Origin of the sequence: Ramlibacter sp. PS4R-6, assembly GCF_037572775.1 — a bacterium.
Taxonomy (GTDB): Bacteria; Pseudomonadota; Gammaproteobacteria; order Burkholderiales; family Burkholderiaceae_C; genus Ramlibacter.
The window spans coordinates 801,969-825,592 of record NZ_JBBHKA010000001.1 but is presented as its reverse complement, the minus strand read 5'-3'; the positions used below and the strand labels follow the sequence as shown (position 1 = coordinate 825,592).

General features: G+C 69.1%; 21 protein-coding genes. 10 read left to right on the top strand and 11 right to left on the bottom strand.

Annotated features, from left to right (window positions below):
* Positions 1-49: 49 nt before the first annotated feature.
* Both WG903_RS04070 and tkt read right to left on the bottom strand, forming a co-directional pair.
* Positions 50-1,048, bottom strand: coding sequence for a hypothetical protein (locus tag WG903_RS04070; RefSeq protein WP_340072943.1), 999 nt, complete (start codon positions 1,046-1,048; stop codon positions 50-52).
* A complete protein-coding gene (gene tkt, locus WG903_RS04065; RefSeq protein ID WP_445263576.1) occupies positions 1,045-3,075 on the bottom strand; it encodes a transketolase in 2,031 nt (676 codons plus the stop codon). Before tkt ends, WG903_RS04070 begins: the two co-directional genes overlap by 4 nt.
* A 112-nt stretch (positions 3,076-3,187) precedes the next feature.
* Here tkt and speD point away from each other — a divergent pair, with 112 nt between their 5' ends.
* The 4 genes from speD (at position 3,188) to WG903_RS04045 (ending at position 6,376) form a co-directional block, all read left to right on the top strand.
* Positions 3,188-3,568 carry an adenosylmethionine decarboxylase gene (speD, locus tag WG903_RS04060; protein ID WP_340072941.1) on the top strand — a complete coding sequence of 127 codons (381 nt, stop codon included), beginning with the start codon at positions 3,188-3,190 and terminating at the stop codon, positions 3,566-3,568.
* A gap of 44 nt (positions 3,569-3,612) precedes the next feature.
* Positions 3,613-4,293 (top strand): nucleotidyltransferase family protein, encoded by a 681-nt coding sequence (locus WG903_RS04055; RefSeq protein WP_340078191.1) that lies wholly within the window; start codon positions 3,613-3,615, stop codon positions 4,291-4,293.
* Positions 4,294-4,338: 45 nt separating this feature from the next.
* A complete protein-coding gene (locus WG903_RS04050) occupies positions 4,339-5,736 on the top strand; it encodes an aminopeptidase P N-terminal domain-containing protein (RefSeq protein ID WP_340072940.1) in 1,398 nt (465 codons plus the stop codon).
* A gap of 136 nt (positions 5,737-5,872) precedes the next feature.
* The gene (locus WG903_RS04045; protein WP_445263575.1) at positions 5,873-6,376 is read left to right on the top strand and encodes a pilin; all 504 of its coding nucleotides are present in this window, start codon (positions 5,873-5,875) and stop codon (positions 6,374-6,376) included.
* A gap of 4 nt (positions 6,377-6,380) precedes the next feature.
* Here WG903_RS04045 and WG903_RS04040 read toward each other — a convergent pair whose 3' ends face one another.
* Genes WG903_RS04040 through WG903_RS04020 form a run of 5 tightly spaced genes read right to left on the bottom strand, consistent with a single transcriptional unit; the run spans position 6,381 to position 12,310 of the window.
* A complete protein-coding gene (locus tag WG903_RS04040) occupies positions 6,381-7,964 on the bottom strand; it encodes an FAD-dependent oxidoreductase (RefSeq protein WP_340072938.1) in 1,584 nt (527 codons plus the stop codon).
* On the bottom strand, positions 7,961-9,508 hold the full coding sequence (locus tag WG903_RS04035; protein WP_340072937.1) for a polyamine aminopropyltransferase: 1,548 nt from the start codon (positions 9,506-9,508) through the stop codon (positions 7,961-7,963). Before WG903_RS04035 ends, WG903_RS04040 begins: the two co-directional genes overlap by 4 nt.
* A 10-nt stretch (positions 9,509-9,518) precedes the next feature.
* Positions 9,519-9,731: a DUF350 domain-containing protein gene (locus tag WG903_RS04030; protein ID WP_340072936.1), complete on the bottom strand. Its 213-nt coding sequence runs from the start codon at positions 9,729-9,731 to the stop codon at positions 9,519-9,521.
* Between the two features lie 28 nt (positions 9,732-9,759).
* Positions 9,760-11,268, bottom strand: a complete 1,509-nt coding sequence (locus WG903_RS04025) for a DUF4178 domain-containing protein (RefSeq protein ID WP_340072935.1) — start codon at positions 11,266-11,268, stop codon at positions 9,760-9,762.
* A 4-nt stretch (positions 11,269-11,272) separates the two neighbouring features.
* Positions 11,273-12,310 carry an SPFH domain-containing protein gene (locus WG903_RS04020; RefSeq protein WP_340072934.1) on the bottom strand — a complete coding sequence of 346 codons (1,038 nt, stop codon included), beginning with the start codon at positions 12,308-12,310 and terminating at the stop codon, positions 11,273-11,275.
* Between the two features lie 71 nt (positions 12,311-12,381).
* On the opposite strand from WG903_RS04020, the gene WG903_RS04015 reads away from it, so the two are divergent.
* The 4 genes from WG903_RS04015 to WG903_RS04000 all read left to right on the top strand — a co-directional run bounded on the left by WG903_RS04015 (position 12,382) and on the right by WG903_RS04000 (position 16,191).
* Positions 12,382-12,690, top strand: a complete 309-nt coding sequence (locus WG903_RS04015; RefSeq protein WP_340072933.1) for a hypothetical protein — start codon at positions 12,382-12,384, stop codon at positions 12,688-12,690.
* Between the two features lie 79 nt (positions 12,691-12,769).
* Entirely contained in the window at positions 12,770-15,085 is a 2,316-nt protein-coding gene (locus WG903_RS04010; protein ID WP_340072932.1) for an NADP-dependent malic enzyme, read from the top strand.
* A gap of 220 nt (positions 15,086-15,305) precedes the next feature.
* On the top strand, positions 15,306-15,707 hold the full coding sequence (locus WG903_RS04005; protein WP_340072931.1) for a ribonuclease domain-containing protein: 402 nt from the start codon (positions 15,306-15,308) through the stop codon (positions 15,705-15,707).
* Positions 15,708-15,759: 52 nt separating this feature from the next.
* Positions 15,760-16,191, top strand: coding sequence for a barstar family protein (locus tag WG903_RS04000; protein ID WP_340072930.1), 432 nt, complete (start codon positions 15,760-15,762; stop codon positions 16,189-16,191).
* Between the two features lie 235 nt (positions 16,192-16,426).
* On the opposite strand, the gene rsmA is transcribed toward WG903_RS04000, so the two are convergent.
* Genes rsmA through WG903_RS03985 form a run of 3 tightly spaced genes read right to left on the bottom strand, consistent with a single transcriptional unit; the run spans position 16,427 to position 20,922 of the window.
* On the bottom strand, positions 16,427-17,188 hold the full coding sequence (gene rsmA / locus WG903_RS03995) for a 16S rRNA (adenine(1518)-N(6)/adenine(1519)-N(6))-dimethyltransferase RsmA (RefSeq protein WP_340072929.1): 762 nt from the start codon (positions 17,186-17,188) through the stop codon (positions 16,427-16,429).
* A gap of 19 nt (positions 17,189-17,207) precedes the next feature.
* On the bottom strand, positions 17,208-18,560 hold the full coding sequence (locus WG903_RS03990) for a peptidylprolyl isomerase (RefSeq protein WP_340072928.1): 1,353 nt from the start codon (positions 18,558-18,560) through the stop codon (positions 17,208-17,210).
* Positions 18,561-18,567: 7 nt separating this feature from the next.
* The gene (locus tag WG903_RS03985; protein ID WP_340072927.1) at positions 18,568-20,922 is read right to left on the bottom strand and encodes an LPS-assembly protein LptD; all 2,355 of its coding nucleotides are present in this window, start codon (positions 20,920-20,922) and stop codon (positions 18,568-18,570) included.
* Positions 20,923-20,948: 26 nt separating this feature from the next.
* On the opposite strand from WG903_RS03985, the gene WG903_RS03980 reads away from it, so the two are divergent.
* Entirely contained in the window at positions 20,949-22,040 is a 1,092-nt protein-coding gene (locus WG903_RS03980) for an aminoglycoside phosphotransferase family protein (RefSeq protein WP_340072926.1), read from the top strand.
* 3 nt (positions 22,041-22,043) lie between these two features.
* A complete protein-coding gene (locus tag WG903_RS03975; protein WP_340072925.1) occupies positions 22,044-22,757 on the top strand; it encodes a 16S rRNA (uracil(1498)-N(3))-methyltransferase in 714 nt (237 codons plus the stop codon).
* Between the two features lie 9 nt (positions 22,758-22,766).
* On the opposite strand, the gene WG903_RS03970 is transcribed toward WG903_RS03975, so the two are convergent.
* Positions 22,767-23,624 (bottom strand): alpha/beta hydrolase, encoded by an 858-nt coding sequence (locus WG903_RS03970; protein WP_340072924.1) that lies wholly within the window; start codon positions 23,622-23,624, stop codon positions 22,767-22,769.

Genomic DNA, 23,624 nt, shown 5'->3' with positions numbered 1-23,624 from the left:
GATTGGGTTCAATCTTGCCGCAAGGGGGGGCTCATGGGGGAAGTGGGCGCTAGAGGTCTATCTTGCCGCAGGGAATGGCGATGGTGAGGGCCTCCGACGCGAAGTCGGCTTCCTGGGAAGGCTTCAGGTTCAGCTTCAATCCTGACAGCCAGTCGAGCAAGGCCCGGCGTTCCGGCCGCGATTCGCCGATCTCGCCGACGCGGTTGCGGAAGAAGGGCTGCCAGTATTCCATCCGCACTTCGAACGGGCAGCCCATGCTGTTGAGGTCGAAGAAGACCGGCTTGTCGGCGGCGTTGCGGCTGGCCGCGACGAACGATTGGAGGTTCGTGTCCTTCAGGACGTAGTGCGCGTTGCCCTGCAGGTTGAAATTGAACCGCTGGACGGCGATCACGGGGACCTCTCCGCAGGTGAGCCGGTAGCCTTCGGCGAATGACGTGGCGGACGCCGCGAAGTCACTGCGGGGCCCCGCGGCCAGCACCTTGACCACGGGAGGTTCGTTCAAGGCCTTGAACTCGGCCTGGATCACGACGCGGCCGGACTTCCCGTCGCGCGCGGCGCTGCGCGGGAACGCCGGCAGCGTACCCGGCGCCAGATGCCTCACGCACCCGGCCACCATCGAATCCGCCCTCCCCTCGCCCAGCACCGATGCGATCGTCCAAACGACCTTGCGTCCGTCGTTGGGGACGAAAACGAATTCCTGGCGGACGCGAACCGGGGGGTCACCGTCCTTCATGCAGGTGTTGCGGTAGTGCCGGACGAAAGCCCTGGCCGCTTCGCCGAAGACAGCCGGTGGCTCGGCGCCCAAGGGTGGGAGGACACGCACGCGCGGCTCGCGGCGCGCGTCGACGAATTCCATTTCCAGCCGGATCGTCGCGCCGAGCTTGGCCTGGTACGCCTCTTCGGGAAACGCGGGGCTCCTGGGCGCTTCGGCCAGGAGTTCGACGCACGCGATGTTCGCCTGCGGCGCCGCCGCCAACGCATCGGCGGCCGATGCGGGGCGCACCGTCGCAAGGGCCGACACCGCCAATGCGAGCGCCGCCAGCTTCATCGTGCGAGCACTGCCTTCACGGTCTCCGCGACGTTCTCGGGCGTGAAACCGAAGTGCTTGAAAAGGGCGCTGGCCGGCGCGGATTCGCCGTAGGTGTCGATGCCCACCACGGCGGCGCAGCCGTACTTCCACCAGTAGTCGGTCACGCCGGCTTCCACCGCGATGCGCGGGATGCCGCGCGGCAGCACCGATTCCTTGTACGCGGCGCCCTGGCGGTCGAACACGCTGGTGCTGGGGATGGACACCACGCGCACCGCGACGCCCTCGGCCGCGAGCATCTCCTGGGCTTTCAGCGCGTGCTGCACCTCGGAGCCCGTGGCGATGATCACCGCGCGGGCGCGGCCCTTCGCGCCGACTTCCACGGGCTCGGCCAGCACGTAGCCGCCCTTGGCGATGTCTTCCAGCGCCGGCTTCGGCGCATACGGCAGGTTCTGGCGCGACAGCAGCAGCGCCGTCGGGCGGTCCCGGTTCTGCAGGGCCGCGGTCCAGGCGACGGCCGTCTCCGCCGTGTCGCATGGACGCCAGACCTCGAGGTTCGGGATCAGGCGCAGCGCCGCCGCGTGCTCGATCGACTGGTGCGTCGGGCCGTCCTCGCCCAGGCCGATGGAGTCGTGCGTGAACACGTGGATCACGCGCGCCTTCATCAGCGCCGCCATGCGGATGGCGTTGCGGCTGTAGTCGCTGAACGTGAGGAAGGTGCCGCCGTAGGGGATGTAGCCGCCATGCAGCGCGATGCCGTTCATCACCGCGGCCATGCCGAATTCGCGCACGCCGTAGTTGATGTGACGGCCGATCTTGCCGTCCTCGGTCTTCTTGACGTTGCCGGCCAGGTCGAAGCGCAGCGGCGGCGTGCTCTTGGTGTTGGTGAGGTTGGAGCCCGTGAGGTCGGCCGAGCCGCCCAGCATCTCGGGCAGCGCCGCGGTGAAGGCTTCGAGCGCGATCTGCGAAGCCTTGCGCGAAGCCACGGTCTCGGCTTTCGCCTGCGCGCTCGTCGCGGCCTCTAGCGCCACCTGCGCGAAGTTGCGCGGCAGCTCGCCCTTCATGCGGCGCTCGAATTCGGCGGCCAGCTCCGGGTGCGCGGCGCGGTAGGCGGCGAAGCGCTTGTTCCATTCGGCTTCGGTCTTCTCGCCCTGCGCCTTCGCGTCCCAGTGCGTGTAGGCCTCGTGCGGCACCACGAACGGCTCGTGCGGCCAGCCGATGGCTTCGCGCGTGAGCTTCACTTCCTCCAGGCCCAGCGCCTCGCCGTGCGCCTTGGCGGTGTTGACGCGGTTGGGGCTGCCCTTGCCGATCTGCGTCTTGGCGACGACCAGCGTGGGCTTGTCGGCGCTGCGCCGGGCATCGGCGATGGCGCGGTCCACCGCGTCCACGTCGTGGCCGTCGATGGGGCCGATCACGTTCCAGCCGTAGGCACGGAAGCGCGCCGGCGTGTCGTCGATGAACCAGGGCGCGACCTGGCCGTCGATGGAGATGCCGTTGTCGTCGTAGACGGCCACGAGCTTGTTCAGCTTCCAAGCGCCGGCCAGCGCGCAGGCCTCGTGGCTGATGCCTTCCATCAGGCAGCCGTCGCCCAGGAACACGTAGGTGTGGTGGTCCACCACCGTGTGGCCGTCGCGGTTGAACTCGGTGGCCAGCAGCTTCTCGGCCAGCGCCATGCCCACCGCGTTGGTGATGCCCTGGCCAAGCGGGCCGGTGGTCGTTTCCACGCCGGGCGTGATGCCCACTTCGGGGTGGCCCGGCGTCTTGCTGTGAAGCTGGCGGAAGTTCTTCAGCTCTGACAGCGGCAACGCGTAGCCGGTGAGGTGCAGGAGCGCGTAAATGAGCATCGAGCCGTGCCCGTTGGACAGCACGAAGCGGTCGCGGTCGGCCCAGTGCGGGTTCTTCGGGTTGTGGCGCAGGTGGCGGCCCCACAGTGCGACGGCGATTTCGGCCATGCCCATGGGCGCGCCGGGATGCCCGGAATTCGCCTGCTGCACGGCATCCATGGCGAGCGCGCGAATCGCGTTCGCCATCAACGTTTCTTTGGCCATCGAGGGCGGCTCCGGGAGGTGTTACTTGGGGGAAACCCGAGATTTTACTTGGGGCTTGGATGAGCATCCGCCACCCGGGCATCGCACACGCCATCGACTACAGTGGAACCCCATGCAGGGCCTGCACCTGACCGCCGACCTTTACCAGTGCCGTTGCGACGCCGCGTGGCTGACCGATGCGCGCCAGCTGGGCGACTGGTGCGTGCAGGCGGTGCGGGGCGTGGGCCTCGACGCGGTGAACCAGCTGTTCCACACCTTCCCGCGCACCGACCAGGGCGCCGGCGGCGTCACGGCCGCCGTGCTGCTGGCGGAATCGCACGTGTGCCTGCACACCTGGCCGGAGCAGCGCGCGGTCACCGTCGATGTGTACGTGTGCAACTTCGGTGAGGACCATTCCGCGAAAGCGCGCAGCCTGATGGACGCGCTGGTGCACCGCTTCCAGCCCGAGTGGACCGAGCAACGGTCCCTGGACCGCGGCGACGGCGAAACCTGAACGACGCAGGAAAGAGGCGAATCCGCATGACGCAGGCGAAAGCGATGATCCTGGCCGCCGGCCGCGGCGAGCGCATGCGGCCGCTGACCGACCGCACGCCCAAGCCACTGCTGGAAGTGCGCGGCAAGCCGCTGATGCAGTACCACATCGAGGCGCTGCAGCGCGCCGGCTACGCCGACATCGTGGTCAACACCGCGTGGCTGGAGGAGCAGATCGTCGAGCGCTTCGACGCGCCGGGCATCCGCTACTCGCGCGAGGGCCGCGACTTCGGCGGCGCGCTGGAGACCGCCGGCGGCATCGCGCGCGCCCTGCCGCTGCTGGACGAGGTGTTCTGGGTGGTGGGGGGCGACGTGCACGTGCCGCAGTTCGAATTCCCCGAGCGCAGCTACGCCCGCTTCGTGGCCGGCGGCAAGCTCGCGCACATCTTCGTGGTGCCCAACCCCGCCCACAACGAAAAGGGCGACTTCGCCCTGCGCGCCGACGGCGTGGCCACGCGCGAGGGCTCGCCGCGCTACACCTATTCGACCATCGGCCTGTACCGCAAGGCCTTCTTCGACGGCCTGCCCGCCGGCAACCCGGAAGGGCGGAAAATACCCATGTTGCCGCTGATGCTCGCGGCGATCGAGCGCGAGCAGATGACGGCGGAGATCTACACCGGTCCCTGGACCGACGTGGGCACTCCGGAACGGCTTTCCGCACTGAACTCGGCGATCCCGGTTCAGTAAACACCACTTCGCACGAAGAAGTCATTCAGAAGGAAAATCCGCGAGATGAAGACCGACGTCCCCTACACGCTGTATGCCGAGCGCCGCGCGCGCGCCGCCGCGAAGCTCGGGAAGAACGACATCGCCATCCTGCCGACGGCCCCCGAGCGCCCGCGCAACCGCGACACCGACTTCCAGTTCCGCCACGACAGCTACTTCTACTACCTGACCGGGTTCACCGAGCCGCAGGCCTGGCTGGTGCTCACCGGCGACGGCAAGTCGCACCTCTTCTGCCAGCCCAAGGACCTCGAGCGCGAGATCTGGGACGGCTACCGCCTCGGACCCGAAGCCGCGCCAGCCACGCTGGGTGTCGATTCGGCGCAATCGGTCGCCGAACTCGACGCGACCATGCCCAAGCTGCTGGAGAACAAGGGCGCCGTGTGGTTCCCCTTCGGCATCCACGCGGGCCTGGAAGCGCGCGTGGCCGGCTGGCTGACGCAGGTGCGCTCGCGCGTGCGCTACGGCGCGCTGTGCCCCGAGGAGCAGCACGACCTGTGCGCGGTGCTCGACGAGATGCGCCTGGTCAAGGACGCCCACGAGCTGGCCATCATGCGCCGCGCCGGCGACATCAGCGCGCGGGCCCACGTGCGTGCCATGAAGTTCTGCGCCCAGTGGCTGCGCGAAGGCAAGGACCTGCGCGAATACCACCTGGACGCCGAGCTCTCGCACGAGTTCCGCATGGGCGGCTCGCAGTACCCGGCCTACGCATCCATCGTCGCGGCCGGCGCCAACGCCTGTGTGCTGCACTACCGCGCCGACGTCGCGCCCGTGAAGGCGGGCGAGTTGGTGCTGATCGACGCCGGCTGCGAGCTGGATGGCTACGCCAGCGACATCACGCGCACCTTCCCGGCCAGCGGCAAGTTCACCGGGCCGCAACGCCAGCTCTATGACCTGGTGCTCGCCTCGCAACAGGCCGCCATCGATGCCTGCAAGGCCGGCGCGCGCTTCACAGACCCGCACGAAGCCAGCGTGAAGGTGCTGGCCCAGGGCATGCTGGACGTGGGCCTGCTCGATCGCAACAAGGTCGGCACGCTGGACGACGTGATCGAGAAGCGCGCCTACTTCCAGTTCTACATGCACCGCACCGGCCACTGGATCGGCATGGACGTGCACGACTGCGGCGCCTACGTCGAGCCTTCGGAAGTGGGCAAGGTCGCCGAGCGCAAGGACGCCCTGTCCGGTGAGTTGATCAAGGACCGCCCCGCGCGCGTGCTGCAGCCCGGCATGGTGCTGACGATCGAGCCCGGCATCTACGTGCGCCCGGCCGAAGGCGTGCCCGAGGCCTTCCACCACATCGGCATCCGCATCGAGGACGACGCCGTGGTGACGAAGGACGGCTGCGAGCTGGTCACGCGCCGCGTGCCGGTGGACGGCGGCGAGATCGAGGCGCTGATGCGCGCATGAGCCGCGCGAAGTCGTGAAATCCGCACGGGCGGCGCCGGACGAGCGGCGGCGTCCGCGCCACGAACGGCGTTACCGGTCGTGACAACGTTGTGCTCCCTGCGTATCATTTGGTTCTCATCCATGACGGGAGCGAGCCATGGCCGGGCATCGACGGAGCAGAGGTTTCACGCAAATTGAAGTGATGATCGTGGTCGCGATCATCGGCATCCTGGCGTCCGTCGCCATCCGTTCGATGCGCGACTACTCGCGCCGCGCCACCCTGTCCGAAGTCGTGCTCGCCTCCGGCGGGTGCAAGACGCTGATCAGCGAGAACTACAACCTGCTGTCCGACCCGCCCGACGCGGGCTCGTGGGGCTGCGAGAGCACGAATGCCCGGGGCAAGCACACGGGCACGATCCAGACCTCCTCCAACGGCGTGATCCGCATCGCCATCATCAACATGGACTCGCTGGTCAACAACCAGTACATCCACCTCGTGCCCGCCAACTCCATGGGTTCACCCATGGTCTCACCGGACAACCTGGGCCAGAGCGTGAAACAGTGGCTCTGCGGCTCCGACTGGCAACCCGTGCGCAACTCCTTGCCCGCGAACTGCCGCATCGACACCACGACCTTCGCCAGCCAGGACTTCCTGCCCTAGCGCGCTAGGCCAGCGCCTTCGCCGCCGCGCGCCCCGCGCGCCAGCCGTGCGTGAAGGCCTCCTCGAAGACCGAATAGCCCGACAGGTCGGCGTGCGCGAAGTGCACGCGCCGCCACAGCCCCGCCTGCGGGCGCTGCAGCGCCGCCAGCGCGGCGTCGGTGCGCAGCCCCGGCACGGGGATGGCCATGGCGTGGCCGAAGCGCGCGACTTCGACCGCGAGCGTCTTGGCGCGCACGTCCGGGTGCGGGCCCGACAGCTCGTCCAGCACCTCGTCGCGCCACGCGGCCCACGGCCGCGCGAGCAGTTGCGCACGCGCATCCGGCTCGTCGCCGAGCGGGCGGTACCAGGTCAGCACCGTCGGCTCGGGCAGCGGGTTGAGCTTCTGGTGGCCCGCGTCGACGTAGCCCAGGCCGCGCGCGCCGTGGATCACGTTGTCCCACGAGGGCGGCGCGCCGGGCCGGTCGCGCAGCGGCGCCTCGATGTGCACGTTGGCCACCGCCCACGGCGCGTAGCGCATGCGCAGCGCCGCCTCCGACAGCGCGCGCGGCGGCGCGTTGAGCACGCGCGCGGCGACGAACAGCGGCAGCGCAACGATGCACTGTGCGGCCTGCCAGCGCTCCACCTGCTGGGTCGCGACATCCAGCGCGTCGATCTCGACGCCGCCCTTGAGCGCAGCGATGCGCAGCACCACGCGCCCCGTTCGCATGCGCTCGCCCAGCGGCGCGGCCAGCCGGCGCGCCAGCCACGCATTGCCCTCGGGCCAGGTCAGCAGCGGCTCGCGCTCGCCGTCCTTCTCGCCGGGCGCCGTGAAGCCATGGCGGCTCGCGAAGTAGTGGATGCCGGCCCAGGCGGACACCGCCGCCGCGCCCGCGCCGTAGTCGTCGCGGCAGCAGTAGTCCAGGTACCAGCGCAGGTGCGCGTCGTCCAGGCCCTCGCGCGCGAGCCACGCGGCGAAGGTCAGCGCATCGAGCGCGCGATGCGGCGCGGGCGCCGCGCCGCGCAGCGGCAGGCGGAAATGCGCGCGCTTGTCCTCGCGCGCGACGAGCTGCGAGAAGCGCCGGTACTGCGCGAGCGTCGCCGCGCCCACGCCCTGCACGGGCAACAGGCCTTCCTGCCACTGGCCGTTGAAGAACAGGCGCTCCTGCGGGCTGTGGCACAGGTGGCGCTCGTCGTAGGTCCAGCGCCCGGCCTCCCGCTTCGCGATGCCGGCCTCGGCCAGGAACTCGCGCACCTCCGAAGCGCTGTCGCCCGGCACGGGCAGGTAGTGCGCCGCCATCGGGCAGGCCAGGCCGCCGACGGCCATGCCGCGGCTGTTGCCGCCGGGCTGGTCCTCGAGTTCCAGCAGGGTGAAGTCCTCGACGCCCGCGAGCCGCAAGGCACGCGCCGCGGACAGGCCCGCGATGCCCGCGCCGACGACCACGACGCCGGCCTTGCGCGTCACGGCGGGCGCGGCGTGCGCCCGCGCCTCGCGCAGCAGGTGCCCGCGCTCGGCGCTCGCGCCCGCGAAGCCGCCGGCGATCACGCGGTCCTTCTTGCAGCCGGCCAGCGCGAGCGCGGCGCCGGCGACCACGGCACGGCGCCCGATCATGGCAGGACCTTGCCCCACTCCTTTTCGTAGGTCGTGACCAGCTGCTGGTTGGACAGGCGGTTGGGCTCGGCCTTCACGCGCGCCATGTCGCGCGGGAAGTCGAACAGCAGCGGCAGGCTCTCCGGGGTGAGGAAGCGCAGGTTCGGCGGCAACTGCTGCGGCAGGCGGAAGGGCCGGCGGCTCGCGACGACGAAGCCCCACTCGCCGAAGCTCGGGACGTTGGCGTGGTACGGGGCCGTCGCGAAGCCCGCGGCCTCGAGCGTGCTCACGACCGTCCAGAAACTTTCGCGCGCGACCAGCGGCGAGGTCGTCTGCACGACGGCGTAGCCGCTGGCGGCGAGGCGCTTGTCCATGAGGGCGTAGAAGGAGGTGGTGTAGAGCTTGCCGATCGAGAAATTCGTCGGGTCGGGGAAGTCCACGATGATCACATCGAACGTCTCGCCCGTGTCCTGCAGCCACTGGAAAGCATCGGCGTTGACCACTTTCAGTTTCGGGGACGACAGGGCGCCGCCGTTGAGCCGCGCCAGCGTCTCGTGCGTCGTGAAGAGGCGCGACATGTTCGCGTCCAGCTCGACCAGCGTGACCTGCTCGACCTGCGCATGGCGCAGCACCTCGCGCGCGGCCATGCCGTCGCCGCCGCCGAGGATCGCCACCTTGCGCGGCGCGCCGTGCGCGCTCATCACCGGGTGCACCAGCGCCTCGTGGTAGCGGTACTCGTCGCGTTCGGCGAACTGGAGGTTGCCGTTGAGGAAGAGCCGGTGCCCCGCGCGCCCGCGCGTGACGACGATGCGCTGGTAGGGCGAAGTCGCCGTGAACACCACGGGGTCCTGGTAGAAGCGGTCCTCGGCCAGCGTCGTGATCTCCTGCGCCATCGCGAAGCCGCCCAGCAGCACGGCGAGCGTCGCCGCGCAGGCGACGCCGTGCGCGACGACACGGCGCAGCTCATGGCGGAACAGCTGCAGCGCCCACACCGCGACCACCGCATTCATCAGGCCGAAGAGCAGCCCGGTGCGCACCAGGCCGAGCTGCGGCACCAGCACCAGCGGGAAGGCGATCGAGACGGCGAGGGCGCCCAGGTAGTCGAAGGTGAGCACCTGCGACACCAGCTCGCGCAGCTGGACGTTGCGCCGCAGGATGCGCATCACCAGCGGGATCTCGATGCCCACCAGCGCACCGACCGCGAACACCAGCCCGTAGAGCAGCGGGCGGAAGGCGCCGGGCAGCCAGGCGTTGGCGACGAACAGCAGCGCCGGCATGAAGCCGCCGAAGAGCGCCACCAGCAGCTCGATGCGCAGGAAGTGCGCGGGCAACTGGCGCTCGAAGAAGCGCGACAGCCAGGAGCCCACGCCCATGGCGAAGAGGTAGGTGCCGATGACGGTGGAGAACTGCAGCACCGAGTCGCCCAGCACGTACGACGCCAGCGCGCCGGCGGCGAGCTCGTAGACGAGCCCGCATGCCGCCACGACGAACACCGACGCGAGCAGCGCCACCTCGAGGGGGCGCGGCGCCGCCGGCTCGCGCAGCGCGCCTGCCGGTTGGGACACGGCGCTGTCCCTAGTGGATCGCCGCGGCGACGATGATCGAGATGCCCAGCGCCATCGCGCCGACCACGATGCCCAGCGCGACGTTGTGCTTCTCGACGATCTCCTGCCACAGCGCGTACGGCGTCATCTTGTCGATGATGATGAAGCTGAGCCAGAAGACGATGACGCCGATCAGCGCGTAGAGGATCGACCCGAGGATCGTGGTTGCATTCAGCCCTTGCATAGCGCTTTCTCCATGAAATGGAACAGGATCACTTGTGGCCCCCGCCGCCCGAGGAGCCGCCGCCGAACGAGCCGCTCGAGGTGCGCCCGCCCGAGGTGTAGCCGGAACGGCCGTCGTCGTCCACGCAGGCCTTGATGACCAACAGGATGATGAGCACGATGATGAACAGCAGGACCAGCGTGCCGCAGCCCATGCCGGCGCAGCCCTTGCCCGGCGTCACCGGCCCGCTGTCGCCGCGCTTGGCCATGGCGGGCGCGCGTTCGAGATTGAAGGCTTTCGCGACGACATCGGCGCCGATCTTGCCGCCGCTGGACCAGGTCACCTCCTGCGGCGACTCCTCCATCGACAGCAGGTTGCCGCCCTTGGCGAAGTCGCGGTTGAAGGTTTTCTGCCCGCGCTCCACGGGCCAGTAGAACTCGCCCGCGACGTAGTTGGTCTCCGCCTCGTAGCTGTATTGCAGCTGGTAGTTCTGGCCGAGGTAGGTGGCGGATTGCTTGTTCGGCGACAGCGAGGGCGCGCCGGTCACCGGCTTGACCAGGCTCCAGCCGTCTTCGGAATCGACCAGGAAGGTGAAGCCCTTCTTGGCGTTGTACAGGAGGTATTCCTCCCAGCCGAACGATTCGTCGTCGTCGCCCGGCTCGTGGCCGACGCGGTGCTGGTAGCCCACCACCTGCCATTGCGCGTTCTGCAGCAGCCCGGTCGTGCCCAGCGGGATCACCGGCTTGACCGGCTCGTCCTGCGTTGCGTGGCGCATCTCGCCGCCGAGGCCCTGCGACAAATCGATGATGCTGTGGCACGAGCGGCAGGTGATGGACTTGGTCGCGAGCAGCGTGACTTCCACCGGCGCGCCGCAATTGGGGCAGGCGAACTGCCGGCCCTTCTGCTCCTTGGCGACGTCGCCACGCAGGCCCGACATCTGCAGGCCCTCGAGCTGCACCGCGCGGCCGCGCGAGACGACCGGCGGCGTCGAGCCATAGTCGACGCTGACCACTTCACCGTCGGCGTTGCGCAATTCGACCATCGCGAAGGGCCGGCCCAGCGGCGGCAGCTTGGGCAATTCGCCCTGCGCGGAAATCAGCGACACCGCGACGTTCGACGCCACGCTGAACGGCTTGTTGCCGACGTAGGTCGTGGCACCCACGCGCAGCGAATCCGCCGGCGGTACCTCGCGCCCGAGTTCCGACGGCTGCGAGAACACGTAGGCGCCGTTGTCCTCGCTCAGCACGCCCTGCGTGCCGTCGTCGTACATGGCGATCCACTCGGTCCACGTGCCGGTCTCGCCCTTGTACTGCAGGCGGCCGACGAGGGTGAAGGTGCGGCCCTCGAGGCGGCCGCCGGCCATCAGCTGCAGCGGGCTGTAGTCCTCGAAGACCTCGGCCATCTTGCCGACGCGCGCGAGCGTCTCGCCGTCGCGCGCGACCGTGCTGCGGCAGAAGCTGCAGATCGCGAACGCCGACTGGGCGCTGCGGAATTCGACGGGCGCGCCGCAGCCGGGGCACGCGGCCCGGTAGGCGCGTTGCGGTGTCGCTTCGGCCAAGGCCTTACGACAGCTTCTTCAACAGCTCGGTCTTCTTCGCGTCGAACTCTTCCTGCGTGAGGATGCCCTTGGACTTGAGTTCGCCGAGTTTTTCCAGCATGGCCATCACGTCGTCGGCCTTCACCGGCGCCGCCGCCGCGGGCTGCGCCTGCTGCGCGCCGCCGCCTTGCAGCCCTTGCTGCAGGTTCTGCGCGAGCACCTGGCCGAGCGCGACGCCCGCGCCCAGGCCCATCGCGTCGCCCGCGATGCCGCTGCCGCCGCCGCCGCCCTGCGTCATGCCGGGAATGGCCTGCGCGGTCTGGTACTGCATGAACTTGCCCATGTCGCTGCCGACCATGCCCATGCCGATCTTCTGGTCGAGGATCTTCTGCAGCTCCTCGGGCAGCGAGACGTTCTGCACGGTCACGACGTCGAGCTTGAGGCCGATCGCCTCGAAGGCGGGTGACAGCTGCGTCTTGAGCGCATTGGCGAACGCGATCTGGTTGGCCGCCAGGTCGAGGAAGGCCACGCCGCTGTTGGCGATGGCATCCGACAGGTTCTGCAGGAACATGCCGCGCAGCTGCGGCTCCAGGTCCTCGACCTTGTACAGCTCGCGCGTGCCCGAGATCTTCTGGTGGAAGGTCTTGCCGTCGGCGATCGAGTACGCGTAGTTGCCGAAGGCGCGCAGGCGCACGGCACCGAAGTCCTTGTCGCGGATGGTGATGGGCTGCGGCGTGCCCCAGCGCTGGTCGGTCTGCAGGCGCGTGGACAGGAAGTACACGTCGCTCTTGAAGGGCGACTCGAACAGCTTGTCCCAGTTCTTCAGGTAGGTCAGGACCGGCAGCGTCTGCGTCGTGAGCTTGTACATGCCCGGCGCGAAGACGTCGGCGATCTTGCCTTCGTTCACGAACACCGCCAGCTGCGATTCGCGCACCGTGAGCGACGCGCCGTACTGGATTTCCATGTCGCGCATCGGGAAGCGCCACGCGAGGATGCCGTCGTCCGGCTCCGTCCAGTGGATGATGTCGATGAATTGTTTCTTGATGAAATCCATCAGGGCCATGGCGCTCTCCTCGAAGCTGGTCGGCGCATGATAGCCACGGCCCGCGCGGGTGGGTATGTCAGAATTCCTCCATGGTCCTGAAGTGGTTCGACACGGCGGAAGTGGATCGCTTCGCCGATTCGATCGTGAATCTGTTCACGGGCCGCTTCCCGCCGACCGAATTCAACACGCCCGCCCGCAAGTCGGAGGAGCGCTTCCGCAAGGTGCACGCGGCGCTGGCCCGCGAGGTCACCGAGTTCCGCGCGTCGCACTCGCTCAACGTCTACCAGAAGGCGCGCCTCGCGAACCGCTTCCGCTGGGCGCTCAAGGACGCCGGCTACCCGGACGCCTTCATCGACGAATTCACTACCGAGCTCGCTGCCATCGTCGCGCAGCGCTGAGGCGCGCATACGCAGAAACCCATACTAGGGTTAACCCGGGCCGAGGCTTACAATCGCGAGCCCCAAGGAGACAAGAACGATGACGACCGAATCGGTCATGGAAGCCGGCGGCGACAAGCGCCGCGAGCTGCGCGAAGCCGCCCTCGAATACCACGAGCACCCCACGCCCGGCAAGGTCGCGATCCACGCGACCAAGCAGCTGCTGAACCAGCATGACCTGGCGCTGGCGTATTCGCCCGGCGTCGCCGCGCCCTGCGAGGAGATCGTCAAGGACCCCAACAACGCCTTCAAGTACACGAGCCGCGGCAACCTGGTGGCGGTGATCACCAACGGCACCGCCGTGCTGGGCCTGGGCGACATCGGCCCGCTCGCGGCCAAGCCGGTGATGGAAGGCAAGGGCGTCCTGTTCAAGAAGTTCGCCGGCATCGACGTCTTCGACATCGAGGTCAACGAGAAGCACGACCTCGACAAGCTGTGCGACATCATCGCGGCGCTCGAGCCGACCTTCGGCGGCATCAACCTCGAGGACATCAAGGCGCCCGACTGTTTCTACGTCGAACGCAAGCTGCGCGAGCGCATGAAGATCCCGGTCTTCCACGACGACCAGCACGGCACGGCGATCTGCGTCGGCGCGGCGATCATCAACGGCCTCAAGGTCGTGGGCAAGGACATCAAGAAGGTCAAGCTCGTGACCTCGGGCGCCGGAGCCGCGGCGCTCGCGTGCCTGAAGCTGCTGGTGCACCTGGGCCTGCCGCGCGAGAACATCTACGCGACCGACCTCGCCGGCGTGGTCTACGAAGGCCGCAAGGAGCTGATGGACGAGGACAAGGTGCAGTTCGCGCAGAAGACGTCGGCGCGCACGCTCTCGGACATCATCGAAGGCGCGGACATCTTCCTGGGCCTGTCGGCCGCCGGCGTCCTGAAGCAGGACATGGTCAAGAAGATGGCGGCCAAGCCCATCATCTTGGCGCTGGCCAACCCCAACCCCGAGATCACGCCCGAAGACGTGAAGGCGGTGCGCAACGACGCCATCATGGCCACCGGCCGCACCGACTACCCGAACCAGGTCAACAACGTCCTGTGCTTCCCGTACATCTTCCGCGGCGCGCTCGACGCCGGCGCGACGACGATCACGGTGGAGATGGAAGTGGCCGCCGTGCACGCGATCGCCGAACTGGCGCAGGCCGAGCAGAGCGAAGTGGTGGCGGCGGCGTACGCCGGGCAGAAGCTCGCCTTCGGCCCGGAATACCTGATCCCCAAGCCGTTCGATCCGCGCCTGATGCTCAAGATCGCGCCGGCGGTGGCGAAGGCGGCGCACGACTCGGGCGTGGCGCTGCGCCCGGTGCAGGACTGGGACGCCTACCGCGACAAGCTGCAGAGCTTCGTCTACGCCTCGGGCACCACGATGAAGCCGATCTTCAACGCGGCCAAGGCCGCCGCGAAGAAGCGCATCGTGTACTGCGAAGGCGAGGAAGAACGCGTGCTGCGCGCCGCGCAGATCGTGGTCGACGAAGGCCTGGCGCGCCCGACGCTGATCGGGCGGCCCGCCGTCATCGCGCAGCGCATCGAGAAGTTCGGCCTGCGCCTGAAGGAGGAACTCGACTACGACATCGTCAACACCGAGTGGGACGAGCGCTACCGCGACTTCTGGCAGACCTACCACCGCATGACCGAGCGCAAGGGCGTGACGGCGCAGATGGCCAAGATCGAGATGCGCCGGCGCCTGACGCTGATCGGCGCGATGCTGCTGCAGAAGGACCAGGTCGACGGGATGATCTGCGGCACCTGGGGCACGACCAACATCCACCTCAATTACATCGACCAGGTGATCGGCCGCCGCCCCGGGCGCAACACCTACGCGTGCATGAACGGGCTGGTGCTGCCGAACCGGCAGGTGTTCCTGGTCGACACGCACGTCAACTACGACCCCAGCGCCGAGCAGCTGGCCGAGATCGCGGTGATGGCGGCCGAGGAGATGGTGCGCTTCGGCATCAAGCCGAAGGTGGCGCTGCTGTCGCACTCCAACTTCGGCCAGAGCAACCAGCCCAGCGCGCTGAAGATGCGCGAGGTTCTGGCCATGCTGCACGACCAAGCCGCGTGGCTCGAGGTCGACGGCGAGATGCACGGCGACCTGGCGCTCGACGGCCTCGCGCGGTCGCAGATCATGCCGCACAGCACGCTGGCCGGCGACGCCAACCTGCTGGTGCTGCCGAACATCGACGCCGCCAACATTTCCTACAACCTGCTCAAGGTGGCGGCCGGCGGCAACATCGCCATCGGCCCGGTGCTGCTCGGCGCAGCCAAGCCCGTCCATATCCTCACGGCCAGCACCACGGTGCGGCGCATCGTGAACATGACCGCCTTGACGGTGGCCGACGCCAACGCGGCGAGATAAGCCCAAATCACGTAGCTGGCGCTAACTTAAAAGTCAAGCGCCAAGCCCGGAAGGCCCTAGGCGGCTGCCCAAAAAGTGGGCAGCCGCTTGCCTTTTGGGGGCCGTTCGGTCACACTTACGCCTTGATTTTTCCGGGTAAACCCGGGGTTTCCTGACAACGCGGGGAACCTTTGGCCCCCGGAAGGCGTCCCCCGAAGGTCACCGAAGAAGGTCCCACTGAATGGCGCAAGTCGCCGCAGTCAAGTTAGCGCTAACTGGCGTATTACTGGCCGCAGCGACTTTTCCGCCCCTGGCGCAGGCCAGGTCGCAGGGGGACCGTCCTCACAGCAGCACGCTCGCGGTCGTTTCCGTCGCCGAGCTGCCGCGCGAGGGCCGGGCGACTTATGAACTGATCCGCCAGGGCGGACCGTTCCCCAACGGCAAGGATGGCGCAGTGTTCGGCAACCGGGAGCGTTTGCTCCCAGCGGCCAGGCGCGGTTTCTACCGCGAGTACACGGTGCCCACGCCGGGATCGCGCGACCGGGGAGCCCGGCGCATCGTGTGTGGCGGCCCCGCAAGGACCCCATACGCCTGTTATTACACCGCTGACCATTACGCCAGTTTTCGAATGATCTTGGAGTGAAGTTCCAACTATGAAGCGGGACGAGTTTTTGACCATGGAAAGAGAAGCGGAGATGGAAACCCCACTTCGTGCGCAAGAAACCACCGAGGCCACGCTCAAGGGCGTGCGGACCAACATCGTGCAGTCGATCCGCGCCTTCCGCGTGCAGGACCTGCAGGATGCGGCCCGCTCCCTGGGCCACCACTTCCTGTTCGCCAACCTCGCCAACGCGCAGAGCAAGCAGGACGTGCTGGACCTGCTGGCGCAGCAGTTCATCCTGCCGGCGCACTTCGGCAAGAACTTCGACGCGCTGTACGACTGCATGACGGACCCGGTGCATAAATCGGGCCCGCAGCCGGGCTTCATCGTGGTGCTGGAATCGATCCCGGCCAACGCGAAGTTCGACAAGGAAGCGCGCGAGCAGCTGCTGGACATCTTCCGCGACACGGCCGAGTACTGGGCCGAACGGAAAGTGCCCTTCCGATGCTTCTATTCTTTTCGGTAGCCCGTTCCGCACAACAAGGCCAAGCGGAACGGGCGAACGAGGCCCAAGGCGCCGAGCACCCGGCGTCCTCGGAGAACAACGGCGAGAAGATGCCCACCGACAAGCTGGTGGACGTCTCCCCCCTCGCGCTGCGCATGTCGAGCCCCTTCAACGCGGGGTACTGGCTGGCGGCGGCGTAAGCGCCGCGCCAAGCTGAACAAAGCCGGCTCGCGCCGGCTTTTTCCTTTTCTGCTGCCTACGAGAGCGACTGCGCCAGCGCGACGTACTCGTGCACCGGCACTTCCTCGGCGCGCCTTTGCACGTCGAAGGTCCCGGTGAACTGCCGCGCTTCGAGCCACTTCCCCAGCGTGTTGCGCATGATCTTGCGCCGCTGGCTGAAGGCCACCTGCACCAGTTCCTCCAGCAGCTTCACGTCGACTTCCGCCGGCTTCGCGCGCGGCACCATGCGCACCACCGCGCTGTCGACCCGGGGCGGCGGGTCGAACGCCTCGGGCGGCACATGCAGCACGTTCTCCATCTCGTAGCGCCATTGCAGCATCACCGACAGCCGCCCGTAGTCGGCGGTGGAAGGCTGCGCCACCATGCGGTCGATCACTTCCTTCTGCAGCATGAAGTGCTGGTCGGCGACGACTTGAACGTGTTCGAGCAGGTGGAAGAGGATGGGCGTGGAGATGTTGTACGGCAGGTTGCCCACCACGCGCAGCTTGGGCGCGCCGGCGTCGTGCGCGAGCTGCGTGAAGTCGACCTTGAGCACGTCGGCCTCGACCACCTGCAGCTGCGGGTGCGTGCGCAGCTTGGCCGCGAGGTCGCGGTCCAGCTCGATGACCTGCAGCTTTCCGAGGCGCTCGACCAGCGGCTGCGTGATGGCGGCCAGGCCCGGCCCGATCTCCACCATCGCCTCGCCCGCCTTCGGCGCGATCGCGCGCACGATGGCGTCGATCACCGCCGGGTCGGCCAGGAAGTGCTGGCCGAAGCGCTTGCGTGGTATGTGTTTCACGCTGGCGCGGGTGCGCGCTTCAGCGAGGCGCCTCGCGGAAGTCGACGAAGGCGCGCCCGCGCACGTCCTCGGCCCACGCGACATAGGCCTCGTCGATCTTCTTGTCGCGCAGGATGTTGCGCGCCACGTCGCGCAGCTCGCGCTGCGACAGCCTGGACTGCCGGCGCTCCAGCAGCTGGATCAGGTGCACGCCGAAGCGCGAGATCACCGGGTCGGCCATCTGGCCCGGCGCCAGCGTGTTCAGCGCCTCCTCGAATTCGGGCACGAACACGCCCGGCCCGGCCCAGCCGAGGTCGCCGCCGTTGCGCCCGCTCGCGTCCTGCGAGTGCTCGCGCGCGAGCTGCGCGAAGTCGGCCTGGCCCGCCTGGATGCGGCGCTTGAAATCGCCCAGCCGCGCGACCGCCTGCGTCTCGGTCATGTTGGGGCCGGGGCGGATCAGGATGTGGCGCGCGTGGTTCTGCACCACCGTCTGCTGCGCCAGGCTGCCGGAGCGGCGCTCGTAGACCTTGATGATGTGGAAGCCTGCGGCCGAGCGCACGATGTTGGCGACGCCGCCTTCGGGCACGCCTTGCACCGCCTGCACGAAGAGCGGCGGCAGGCGGTCGAGCGGGCGCGCGCCCACGGGCGCGCCGGTGGCGCCGAAGTCGCGCCCGTCGGGGAATTCCTGCCCGAGCTTGACCAGGTCCTCGCCCGCGCGCGCCCGCGCCAGCACCTGCTGCGCGCGCGCCGCCAGTTGCGTGGTCTGCTCGATCGACGCGTTCTCGGGCACGCCGATGAGGATGTGGCCCAGGTTGAACTCGACGTTGTTGGGGTCGCGCGCCGCGGCTTCCTGGTCGCGCAGGTATTGGTCGATCTCCAGCTCGCTCACGCGGCCCTTGTTGTCGAACTCGCGCTCGCGCAGGCGCTGCAGCACCAGCTGCTCGCGCAGCTCGTTGCGGAAGGCGGCGACCGAGGAGCCGCTGGCCAGCACGCGCCGGCGCATCTCGGCCACGGTGACCTGGTTGGTGCGCGCCACGTGCTGCTCGGCCTGGTCGACCAGCGCGTCGTCGATGCGCACGCCGTTCTCGCGCGCGAACTGGATCTGCGCGCGTTCGTTGATCAGGCGCTCCAGCACCTGCCGCGCGAACTCCTCGCGCGGCGGCGGCTGCTGGCCCTGCTCGGCCAGCTGCTGCGCAAAGCGCACCATGCGCGCGCGCACGTCGTTGTTGGTGATGGGCTCGGAGTTGACGACGGCCACGATGAAGTCGGCCGGCTGCGGGCCGGCCTCGATGCGGGCGGGCGGCACCGGCGTGGCCGGGCGCAGGCCCTGGGCCGTGGCGGCCAGGGGCGCGAGAAGTACAGCCAGCGCGATGGCGGCGGCGCGAAGTGTCATGGTGCGGTCACTCGTAATTCGTGAAGCGGCTGGGCGGCGCGGTGCGCTCGTGCAGGAACTGGTAACGGGGGATATTGTCGCGCAGCGTCTGCAGGGCGCTGGAACCGATGCGGGTGAAGCCCACGAACTCGATCTGGAAGAGGATCCGCTTGTTCGACGAGGTGTTGCCCGACTGCAAGCGCTCCAGCACGATGCGCCCGACCCAGCAGCAGGCGTCGTATTCGAAGCCGACGATGCCGTCGACCACCCGGCGGTCCTTCAGGCTCATGTTCAGGCGGCCCACGCTGTACCAGCGCCCGCCGCTGCGCTCGGAGGCGCGCTTGCCGAACAGGTCGGAGATCGGCCACTGCCAGCCGATGTCCAGCTGCTCGCTCTGGTCGGGCTGCTCGCGCTGGACGCGGTAGGCGGCGCTGACCACGTGGTAGGGCTTCGGGTTGTAGCGCGCGGCGAACGTGGCGCGCTCGGAGCGCCCGGTCTTGGGGTTGTACTGCAGCGTCAGGTCGGTCCCCCACTGCGGCACCCAGCTGACGGAAGCGCCCAGCAGGATGTCCGACAGGCGCTCGGTCGCGGGCGCCTGGCCGGGCAGCGTGACGAGCTGGTCGCGGAAGCGGATGCGCTGCGCGATGTCGAAGCGCGCCGCCTGCGCACCGGTTTCCGCATCCAGCAGGCGCGTGCCCACGCCGACGGTGAGCAGGTCCTCGTCGGCGAGGCGGTCGTGGCCCCCGAACTCGTTCTCGCTGTAGACCGTGGCGAAGCTGAAGTCGTAGCGCGCCGTGTCGTAGTTCGGCAGGAAGTTCTGGTTGCGGTAGGGCGTCTTCACGTAGAAGGCGCGCGGCTCCAGCGTCTGGCGCAGCGCGCGGCCGAAGATGTTCGCGTCGCGCTCGAAGACGAGGCCGCTGTCCAGGCTGAAGGTGGGCACCGTGCGCGTGGCGACCGAGGAGCCGGTCGCGACCAGCGGCGTGTCGAACTCGTAGCGCGTGGCGTGCAGTTGCAGCCTGGGGATGACGAACCAGCCCGGCGCCTGCCAAGGCCGCGCGATGCGCGCCAGCGCATAGGTGCGCACGGCGTTGGGCTGCAGCGTGAAGGTCTCGTCGGAGCGGAAGCGCGTCGTGTCCGTCTCCAGCAGCGTGTCGAAGCCGCCGGGCAGCTGCTCGCGCGCGTAGCGCGCCACCACCTGCGGCATCCGGTCATACGGCGGCGTGATGGGCGCGCTCACGTCCTGCAGCGTCTGCCACTTCAGGGCGCGCGCGCTCACCGAGAAGTTGCCCTGCGCCCACGACAGCGTGCCCTCGTTGGCCAAGAGGCGCTGCGTGAGGGAGGCGCTGGCGCGAGAGAAATCGCGCCAGTAGTTGTCGTCGCTGACGCGGTTGAGGTCCAGGTGCAGGCCCAGGCCGCCGGCGGCCGTGCTGAACACGCCGTCGTGGCGCGCGGCATAGGCCCAGCGGTCGCGGTGGCGCAGCGAATCGCCCGGCATGTAGTCGCCGCGCACGGTGCCGCGGTAAGTCGGCTCGAGGTAGCGGAACTCCGCGCCCAGGTCCAGCCCGCGCTTGCTCATGAGCGTCGGGTAGATCGTGGCGTCGCGGTTGGGCGCGATGTTCCAGTAGTAGGGCATCGTCACCTCGACGCCGCTCACGTTGTCCACGCCGATGGTGGGCGGCAGCAGGCCCGACTTGCGCTTGTCGGTGAGCGGGAAGCTCATCGACGGTACCGGCACCGCCATGCCCAGGAACGACAGCGACGCGCCCTGTGCCTGGCCGACCTCCTCTTCCTCGTCGATGCGGATGCTGTCCGCGCGCAGGATCCACGCCGGCATCCAGCCCGGGTAGTCCTCGCGCTGGCAGGTGGTGTAGGTGGCGTTGCGGATGACGCTGCGCTTGTCGTCGATGAAGTCGACGCGGTCGGCCTGGCCGTAGGCGTCGTTGCGCAGCAGGCGGTAGCGCGGCTGGTTGAAGAAGCCCTCGAAGGACTCGACCTTCAGCTGCAGCTCCGGCCCCTCGAACACGTTGCCCGCGCGGTTGATGCGCACGTTGCCGCGCGCCTTGGCCAGGTCGTCGGGCGCGTAGTACTCGAGCCGGTCGGCGCGGATCACCGTGTCGCCACGGCGCAGCTCCGCGTGGCCTTCGACCACGGTGTCGAGGTCGGGCGTGCCGTGGATCGTGTCGCCCGAGACGAAGGACGGCAACTGCTGGCGCGAAGCCTGCGGCACGTCCTCGCGCAGCATGGGCGTGGACTTCAGCTGCAGCGGCGGCTCGGCCGGGGCCTGCGCATGCGCGAGCGGCGCGTGCAGCAGGGCACAGGCGACGAGCGCGACCGGCGTGAGGGAAAAGGGGGCGCGGCGCGCCTTCGTTCTCGGTTGGGGCATCGAGCGATTTGTAGAATCGATTATCCATGAGCGCACCCCCCACATCCCCTGCAGTAACCCCCGGTGCGGTCCCCTGGAGCGATGCCGCGCGCGCGCAGCGCTTCGACGCATGGCTGGCCCGGGTCGCGCCGGCGCACGCCCTCGTGCCGTCGTCCGTTCGCATCGCCTCCGCCGACGCCAGTTTCCGCCGCTACCTGCGCGTGGACGACGCGCAGGGCGCGAGCTTCATCGTCATGGACGCGCCGCCCGACAAGGAGGACTGCAAGCCCTTCGTGAAGGTCGCGCGGCTGATGGCCGACGCCGGCCTGAACGCGCCGCGCGTGCTCGAGTGGGACGAAGCCGACGGCTTCATGCTGCTCACCGACCTGGGCACGCAGACCATGATCGAGGCGGTGGACCGCGAGCATCCCGAGGCCAACCGCGCGCTTTACATGGCTGCGGCCGACGCGCTCATCGCCTGGCAGCTGGCGTCCAAGCCCGCGGTGCTGCCGCCCTACGACCGCGCGCTGCTGGCGCGCGAGCTGGCCCTCTTCCCCGACTGGTACATCGCGAAGCACCGCGGCGTCACGCTCACGGACGAGCAGCGGCAGGTGCTCGATGCGCAGTTCGCGCTCATCATGGACCGCAACCTCGCGTCGCCCTCGGTCTACGTGCACCGCGACTTCATGCCGCGCAACCTGATGATGCCGCGCGACGCCGGCGAGGCGCGCCTGGGCGTGCTCGACTTCCAGGACGCGGTCTATGGGCCCATCACGTACGACATCGCCTGCCTGATGCGCGACGCCTTCCTGTCGTGGGACGAGGAGTTCGTGCTCGACGTGACCGTGCGCTACTGGGAGAAGGCGCGCAAGGCCGGCCTGCCCGTGGGAACCGACTTCGGCGAGTTCTACCGCGCGGTGGAGTGGATGGGCCTGCAGCGGCACCTGAAGGTCGCCGGCATCTTCGCGCGCCTGACGCTGCGCGACGGCAAGCCCCGATACCTGGCCGATGCGCCGCGCTTCATCGGCTACATCCGCGCCACCGCCTCGCGCTACCGCGAGCTCGCGCCGCTGCTGCGCCTGGTCGACGGGATCGAGGGCACCGAGGCCGCGTCGGCGTATTCCTTCGGGCGCCTGTAGGCCGTGCCACGCCTGTACTGCCCCACGCGCCTGTCGTCCGGGCAGGCGCTCGCGCTGCCGCCGGGCCCGGCGCGGCACGTCCAGGTGCTGCGGCTGCAGCCGGGCGAGGAGGTGCTGCTCTTCAACGGCGAAGGCGGCCAGTGGCGCGCGGTGATCGAGCGCATGGGGCGCAGCGACGTCGACGTGCGCGTCACGCAATATGAAGAGGTCGAGCGCGAGGTGGGGGTTGCCGTGCACCTCGCCATCGGCATTCCCGCCAACGAGCGCATGGACTGGCTGGTGGAGAAGGCGACGGAGCTGGGCGCCGCGTCGATCCAGCCGCTGGTGACCGCGCGCGCCATCCTGCGCGTGGCCGGCGAACGCGCGCAGAAGAAGCAGGAGCACTGGCAGGCGATCGCCGCGGCGGCGTGCGAGCAGAGCGGGCGCAACCGGCTGCCGGTGGTGCAGGAGCCCGCCGGCTACGCCGAATGGTTGACGCGCGCCTTGCCGCCAGTGAGGTTCGTGCTGTCGCTGGATGCGCAGGCGCCGCGGCTGGACAACGCCCTGCTTGCCGACGGGAAGGAATGCCTTGTGTTGTCGGGCCCCGAGGGCGGGCTCGACGCGCGTGAGGAGCAGGCCGCCGTCGATGCGGGCTTCGCGCGCGTGTCCCTGGGTCCGCGCGTGTTGCGCGCCGAGACGGCGCCGATCGCGGCGCTCGCGCTGCTCACCCTTTCCTAGCCGCGGCCTTCAGCGCCGGAAGTTCGCGTCCAGCCAGCGCTGGAGCATGCCGAACACGGCCTCGTTGTCGGGCTCGTTGAAGATCTCGTGGAAACAGTGCTCGAAGCAGTGCGTGGCCACCACCTGCGGCGGCGCGGCCTCGGCGAAGGCGCGGCTGCCGGCCGGCGACACCAGCTTGTCCTCGCCCGCGAACATCAAGAGCGTCGGCACCGACCACTGCGCGGCGTGCGCGATCACCGTCGGGCCCGCGTCGGCGATGAAGCGCCCCAGGCGCGCCGAGATCCGGTCGTGCACGCGCGGGTCGGCCTGGTAGGCGGCAACCACGGCGGGGTCGCGCGAGATGTTGTGCGGGTCGATGCCGTTGCGCACGACAAGGTTCGGCGCGATGCGCGGCAAGGTGGCGAGCAGGAACTTCTGCACCGGCGTCAGGCCCGCGTCGAGCGCGGGCGAGGACAGCACGAGGCCGTCCACGCGCACCTGGCCCAGCGCGACGAGGCAGGCGGCGACCAGCCCGCCCATGCTGTGGCCGAAGACGATGAGCGGCAAACCCGCGTTCATGCGCTGGCGCGTGCTCTGCACGACGTCGCCGAGGTCGTCGATGAAGCGCGATTCCACCGGCAGCGCGCCACGCACGCCGCCCGAATCGCCGTGGCCGTAGTGGTCGTAGCCGCGCACGGCGAAGCCCCATTCGTTGAGGCGCCGCGCCACGTGGTCGTAGCGGCCGGCGTGCTCGCCCAGGCCGTGCACGATGACGACCGTGCCGCGCTGCGCCACCCCTTCGGGCAGCGGCCAGTCCTGCATGGCGAGGTTGTCGCCATCGCTCGCGGTGAAGGTGGACAGCGTCGATTCGACGGGTTCGGGAGCCAT